This is a genomic window from Bradyrhizobium uaiense, from assembly GCF_010811875.1.
Taxonomy (GTDB): domain Bacteria; phylum Pseudomonadota; class Alphaproteobacteria; order Rhizobiales; family Xanthobacteraceae; genus Bradyrhizobium; species Bradyrhizobium uaiense.
The window spans coordinates 26,044-32,046 of the sequence record NZ_VKHP01000091.1; the positions used below are offsets into that span (position 1 = coordinate 26,044).

Genomic DNA, 6,003 nt, shown 5'->3' on the forward strand with positions numbered 1-6,003 from the left:
CACCCCCCCCCCGTTATTGCGAGCGGAGCGAAGCAATCCATCCCTCCGCGTGCGCGGGGCCATGGATTGCTTCGTCGCTTCGCTCCTCGCAATGACGGGTGAGGTGACGACTCTAGCCAATCAACGCAAGTCCGCGTCCTTACCTCCGCCTAGATTTCGGCGATCATCGGCATGACCGATGCTTGGGTGAGGACGATCATGGACACGGCAACGACCGGGGATCTCGACATCCCCGCCAACATCGCGGCAACCCTCGTCGATCCGGTCGCCTATGCCGACGACCGCATCCACGACAGCTATCGCTGGCTGCGCGCCAACAATCCGCTCGGGATCGCGCGGCCGGACAAGTTCGATCCGTTCTGGGTGGTGACCAAGCACGCCCATATCCAGGCGATCAGTCGCCAGAACGACCTGTTCCACAACGCCGATCGGCCGACCACGCTGACCAACCAGGCGCTCGAGGAGCGCGTGCGCAGGATCACCGGTGGGCCCAATCTGGTGCGCTCGCTGGTGCAGATGGATGCACCCGACCATCCGAAATATCGCGCGCTGACGCAGGGCTGGTTCATGCCGGCCAATCTCGGCAAGTTCGAAGGCCGCATTCGCGAGATCGCGCGGGCCACGGTGCAGCGCATGCTCGACCGCGGCGGCGCCTGCGATTTCGTCGAGGACGTCGCGCTCGGCTATCCCCTGCACGTCATCATGGAGATCCTCGGCGTGCCCGAGGCGGACGAGCCGCGCATGCTAAAGCTGACGCAAGAACTGTTCGGCCCGCAGGATCCCGACACCGCGCGCGTCCGCGATGCGCTGAGCGCCGAGCAGGTCTCCGTGATGTTGCAGGCGATCATCGCCGACTTCTCGGCCTACTTCCGCGGGATCACCGAGGAGCGCCGCCGGAATCCGCGTGACGATCTCGCCACCGTAATTGCCAACGCGAAGATCGGCGGTGACTACATGCCGGAGCACGATCAGACCAGCTATTACATGATCGTCGCGACCGCGGGCCACGACACCACCTCATCCTCGACCGCGGGCGCGATCTGGGCGCTGGCCAGGGATCCCGCGGAATTCGCCAAGGTGAAGGCCAATCCGGAATTGATCCCGGGCCTGGTCGACGAGTCGATTCGCTGGATGACGCCGGTCAAGCATTTCATGCGCTCGGCCACCGCGGATACCGAGCTCGGCGGCCGCAGAATCGCCAAGGGCGACTGGCTGATGCTGTGCTACGCCTCGGGCAATCGCGACGAGGAGGTGTTCGAGGATCCCGATCGCTTCCGCAGCGACCGCAAGCCCAACCGCCATGTCGCATTCGGCTATGGCGCGCATCTCTGCCTCGGCCAGTATCTGGCCAAGCTCGAGATGCGCATCCTGTTCGAGGAGCTGCTGCCGCATCTGAAATCGCTGTCGCTCGACGGCGAGGTGAAGATGACGCAGGCCTATTTCGTCAGCGGCCCGAAGAAGCTGCCGATCCGGTTTGAGGTGAATTGACGGAACGTCATTCCGGGGCGATGCGAAAGCATCGAACCTCAGGTGCGCAATTGCGCACCGGGGAATCTCGAGATTCCGGGTCTGGTCCTTCGGACCATCCCGGAATGACGCGGCTGGAGCCGCGTCACTCCAGCATCTTCCGCAGCTCGGCCTTCGCGACCTTCTCCAGCGTCGAGCGCGGCATCTCGTCCACGAAGCGGATTTCCCGGGGCACCTTGAAGTCGGCGAGCGACGAGCGGCACGCGGTCATCACCTTATCGTGCAGATCCGCTGGCAACGCTGCGACGCCGGTTTGCGGGATGATGAAGACGACCGGGACCTCGTCCAGCATCGGATGCTTCTTCGCCACCACCGCGGCCTCGCGGACGCCCGGCACCACGGCGATCACCTGCTCGATCTCGGAGGCTGCGACATTCTCGCCGCCGACCTTCAGCATGTCCTTGGAGCGGTCGCCGAACTTGAGATAGCCGCGCTCCAGCATCGTGACACGGTCGCCGGTGATGAAGTAACCGTGCTCGTCAAAGCTCTCGCGCGTGGCCTTCTCGTTGTGCAGATATTCCGCGAACAGCGACAGGCCGGGAATGCCCTTGATCAGGAGATTGCCGGTCTCGCCGACGCCGGTCGGCGTGCCATCATCGTTGGTGACGCGGATTTCGTATTCCGGCGCGGCGCGGCCGATCGACATCGGCGGGTTCGGCTGGTCGACCTCACCGATGATGCCGTGGGTGATGGTCTCGGTCATGCCCCACCAGCCGATGATCTTGATGCCGAACACGGCGAATGCCGGCGGCTCGTTCACCGCGGTGCCCCAGAGCCGGAACTTGTGATGCTTCGGCACCTCGTGCTCCAGCAGCGCCTTCATGCAGAACGGGATCGTCGAGGTCCAGGTCGAGCCGTGCTCGAGCGCTACCGGCCAGAAGCGGCTGGCCGAGAAGCGCGGCTGGATCACGCAGGTGCCGCCGACCCACAGGATCGCCAGCATCGAATAGGCCAGCGCGTTGGTGTGAAACAGCGGCAGGTAGGTCTGGTGCACGTCAAAGGCGTGCAGATCCTGATGCACGGCGTTGATCTTGGCACCCCACAGCGCATTGGCATGCGTCCACAGCACCGCCTTCGGCCGCGACGTGGTGCCGGAGGTGTATTGCACGCTGCAAGGTGCGAGCGGATCGGTCGGGCGCTGCGGCCGATCGGCGCTGTCGGCAAACAGCGCTTCAAAGCTGTCGCCGCGCGCGGGCGCCTGCGCCGGCGCCTGGCCCGCATCGTGCGAGGTCACCGCGATCCAGCGCAGCCCCTTGCAGTTGGCTGATATCAATTCGGCATAGGCCGGCTGGGTGATCGCGGCGACCGCGCCGCAATGGCCGGCAAAATATTCGATCTCGGCTGCCGCCGAGCGGGTGTTGGTGGTGACGGCGATGGCGCCAAGCTCGACACAGGCGAACCATGACATGATCGCCTCGATGCAATTATCGAGATGGATCAGGACATAGTCGCCCTGCCTGATGCCGCGTTTGGCGAGGCCCGCGGCGAGCGCGCCGACCCGCTCATGGAACTCGCCGTAGCTCCAGTGCCGCGCCGGCGCGTCGAACGGCGCCCAGATCAGGAATGGATGATCGCGGCGCACCTCGGCGCGCATTCTCAGCAGCCATGGCACGTCGAGCCCGGCAAACGGCCCGACGATTCCCGGCACGGCTCTCGAATTGGTCATATGTCCTCCCGCGGCCTTGGCGGCCGCCCTTGATCTTGGTTGGGAGCAGTTCTGCCATCGGCGTGCGCCGAGCGCAAATCGGGATTTGCAGGACAATGTTGCGCTGAAGCTATCCGTTCCGCCGCGCGGAAGAGGTGGATCCGTCGGCGGTGCCTATGATCCGGCGCGCATCCACGCACGCGCTGGCGGGCAATGACGAACGATCGCTAGGTTGGGTCTCGTTCATACGACGAGATCTCGATCAGGCTGCCGTCGGGGTCGCGGCAATACACCGAGCGCAGCGTGCCGCGCGCGCCCTGCTTGGCGACCGGGCCCTCCTCGATCTTGACGCCATTGGCCTTCAGATGCGCGACCACTTCGTCCGGCGTGCTCGCGGTGAGGAAGCAGAGATCGTCGCTGCCGGCCGCTTCGTGATCGGCGGTGAACCATTCCACCTTGTCGGCATCGCGCGGCCGCACGTTGATCTTCTGGTTGCCGAACACCAGTGAGGTGCGCGGTGTCTTGCCCTTGCCGGGGTCGAACACCTTCACCTCCATGCCGAGGATCCTGCTGTACCAGGCAACCGAGCGCACGACGTCGGTGACGTTGATCACGAGATGGTCGAGCCCATTCACCTTGACGGACATGATCGATCCTTTTCGGTCCCGAACGCGTTCGGTTCTGATGCAATCCGAGCCGCAGCTTAGTCTTTCGTCGCGGTTGGTGCGCACGTGTCGCACTGGCCGCATCACATATTGTTTGTTAGAACCGCGCCGCAGGCAACGCAACAGAAACGGGCAGGAGGCCGAACCCTGCTGGATTGGGAGAGACTTCATGATTTCACGCCGCACCGCGCTGGGCCTGATCGGGTCGGGGATTTCGACCTTCGCGATCGGCCGTGCTTCCGCAGCCGACTATCCGGCGCGGCCGGTGCGCTGGATCGTGGGCTATCCGCCGGGCGGCGCCACCGACATCATCGCGCGCCTGATCGGGCAGCGGCTGTCGGAGAAGCTCGGGCAGCAATTCGTGATCGAGAACAAGCCGGGCGCCGGCAACAATATCGGCACCGAGGCTGCGATCAACGCCGAGCCGGACGGCTACACCGTGCTGCTGGTCAATCCGGCGAACTACATCAACGCCTCGCTCTACGCCAATCTGAAGTTCAACTTCGTGCGCGACGTCGCGCCGGTTGCCTCGTTCAACCGCGTGCCGAACGTGATGACCGTCAACAAGGACGTGCCGGCGAAGACCGTCGCCGAGTTCATCGAGTATGTGAAGGCCAATCCCGGCAAGGTGAACATGGCCTCGTCCGGCAACGGCACCTCGGTGCATCTCTCCGGCGAGATGTTCATGTCGATGACCGGCTGCAAGATGCAGCACGTGCCGTATCGCGGCGCCGCGCCTGCGATCACCGACATGCTCGGCGGTCAGGTGCAGGTGATCTTCGACAACATGCCCTCGATCATCCAGCACATCCGTTCCGGCTCGCTGCGCGCGCTCGGCGTGACGACGGCCGAGCGCTCCTCGCAATTGCCCGACGTGCCGGCGATCGCCGAGACCGTGAAGGGCTATGAAGCGAGCGCGTTGTTCGGCATGGGCGCGCCGAAGAACACGCCGAAGGAATTGATCACCAGGCTCAACACCGAGATCAACTCCGTGCTCGCCGCGCCCGATATGCGGAAGCGTCTGGTCGAGCTCGGCGGTGATTCGCTGATCCAGACGCCGGACGCCTTCGGCAACGACATCAAGGCCGAGACCGACAAGTGGAAGAAGGTGGTCGAGTTCGCCGGCCTCAAGGTCGAGTAGGCTTCAAGCGTCAGGAGACGCCTGGCCTTCTGCTGGGCCTTGACGCGGAATAAAATGACCTTCAGGAACCTTACCCGAGTTGCCGCACTTTGCTCGCTGCGGCACCGGAGGAATAGGATCATGCGCACATCGCGATTGGCACTGCTTGCTTTGGGAACGATGGCGCTTGCCGGCGCCGCGAGCATCAAGTCTGCCTCCGCCGACCCCTATGACTATCCGTGGTGTGCGCAGGGGCCGAGCCTCGGCTATCCCGGCGAATGCGCCTACCAAACCTACGATCAGTGCCTTGCGAGCGTGTCGGGGCGTTATCTCGCCTGCGGGGAGAACCCGCGCTTCCTGTTTCGCGCACAGCTGCAGCCGGAGCCGCGACGCTATCGTCATAAGCACCGGCATCACAAAACACACCCGCAATAGCCGCCCGCGGCGAACGCGTTCGGCCGCAGGGCGTTCGCGACCCCCGGTCGTCCCAGCCATTTTTCGTGACCGAGCATCGGCCTTGACGCGATCGTGAAGGATCGCGCTTGACGCCGCGCCGTTTGCGCTTATACTAAACCATATGGTTAAGTATCAAGACGAAGCACTGGACCGCACGTTCGCGGCGCTTTCCGATCCCACCCGCCGCGCGCTTGTGGCGCGGCTCGGTGAGCAGGAAAGCCTGTCGGTGAGCGAGCTGGCGCAGCCATTCGCGATATCGTTGCCGGCGATCATGAAGCATCTCGATGTGCTCACCGATGCGGGCCTCGTCGCGCGCGAAAAGACCGGCCGCACCGTGGCGTGCCGGCTCACCGCGAGGCCGATGGAGCAGGCGATGAACTGGCTCAATCGCTACGCGCAATTCTGGTCCGACAATCTCGACCGCCTTGCAGCCTTTGTGGAGGAAGATCCATGGCAATCCAATCGGCAAGCGCATCGTTACCGCGCCGATCCGCATCGAAACGGACGCGTTCGAGGACACGCACGATTTCTACACGCTGGCGCCGGCGCCGATCCGCGCATCGACCGCGGTGCTCAATTCCGCCCGCTTT

The 6,003-nt window shown here is 64.3% G+C and carries 6 protein-coding genes; 4 read left to right on the top strand and 2 right to left on the bottom strand.

Annotated elements, in window-relative coordinates:
• Positions 1 to 198 precede the first annotated feature (198 nt).
• Positions 199 to 1,488 (top strand): cytochrome P450, encoded by a 1,290-nt coding sequence (locus tag FNJ47_RS21780; RefSeq protein ID WP_163156717.1) that lies wholly within the window; start codon positions 199 to 201, stop codon positions 1,486 to 1,488.
• A 124-nt stretch (positions 1,489 to 1,612) separates the two neighbouring features.
• Here the strand turns inward: FNJ47_RS21780 and FNJ47_RS21785 are convergent, their stop codons facing one another.
• Positions 1,613 to 3,193, bottom strand: coding sequence for an AMP-binding protein (locus FNJ47_RS21785; protein ID WP_163156719.1), 1,581 nt, complete (start codon positions 3,191 to 3,193; stop codon positions 1,613 to 1,615).
• 206 nt (positions 3,194 to 3,399) lie between these two features.
• Positions 3,400 to 3,819 (bottom strand): VOC family protein, encoded by a 420-nt coding sequence (locus tag FNJ47_RS21790; RefSeq protein ID WP_163156721.1) that lies wholly within the window; start codon positions 3,817 to 3,819, stop codon positions 3,400 to 3,402.
• A gap of 187 nt (positions 3,820 to 4,006) precedes the next feature.
• On the opposite strand from FNJ47_RS21790, the gene FNJ47_RS21795 reads away from it, so the two are divergent.
• The 3 genes from FNJ47_RS21795 to FNJ47_RS21805 all read left to right on the top strand — a co-directional run.
• Complete coding sequence (locus tag FNJ47_RS21795) at positions 4,007 to 4,978, top strand: Bug family tripartite tricarboxylate transporter substrate binding protein (protein ID WP_163156723.1); 972 nt, start codon at positions 4,007 to 4,009, stop codon at positions 4,976 to 4,978.
• A gap of 120 nt (positions 4,979 to 5,098) precedes the next feature.
• The gene (locus tag FNJ47_RS21800; protein WP_165445798.1) at positions 5,099 to 5,392 is read left to right on the top strand and encodes a DUF3551 domain-containing protein; all 294 of its coding nucleotides are present in this window, start codon (positions 5,099 to 5,101) and stop codon (positions 5,390 to 5,392) included.
• A 142-nt stretch (positions 5,393 to 5,534) separates the two neighbouring features.
• A partial coding sequence (locus FNJ47_RS21805) for an ArsR/SmtB family transcription factor (protein ID WP_236000037.1) occupies positions 5,535 to 6,003 on the top strand: 469 nt, incomplete at its 3' end.

What these genes read in the sequence shown, in the direction of transcription:
- FNJ47_RS21780 (WP_163156717.1), top strand. Translation starts at nt 199, where the DNA reads ATGGACACGGCAACGACCGGGGATCTCGACATCCCCGCCAACATCGCG.
- FNJ47_RS21785 (WP_163156719.1), bottom strand. Translation starts at nt 3,193, where the DNA reads ATGACCAATTCGAGAGCCGTGCCGGGAATCGTCGGGCCGTTTGCCGGG.
- FNJ47_RS21790 (WP_163156721.1), bottom strand. Translation starts at nt 3,819, where the DNA reads ATGTCCGTCAAGGTGAATGGGCTCGACCATCTCGTGATCAACGTCACC.
- FNJ47_RS21795 (WP_163156723.1), top strand. Translation starts at nt 4,007, where the DNA reads ATGATTTCACGCCGCACCGCGCTGGGCCTGATCGGGTCGGGGATTTCG.
- FNJ47_RS21800 (WP_165445798.1), top strand. Translation starts at nt 5,099, where the DNA reads ATGCGCACATCGCGATTGGCACTGCTTGCTTTGGGAACGATGGCGCTT.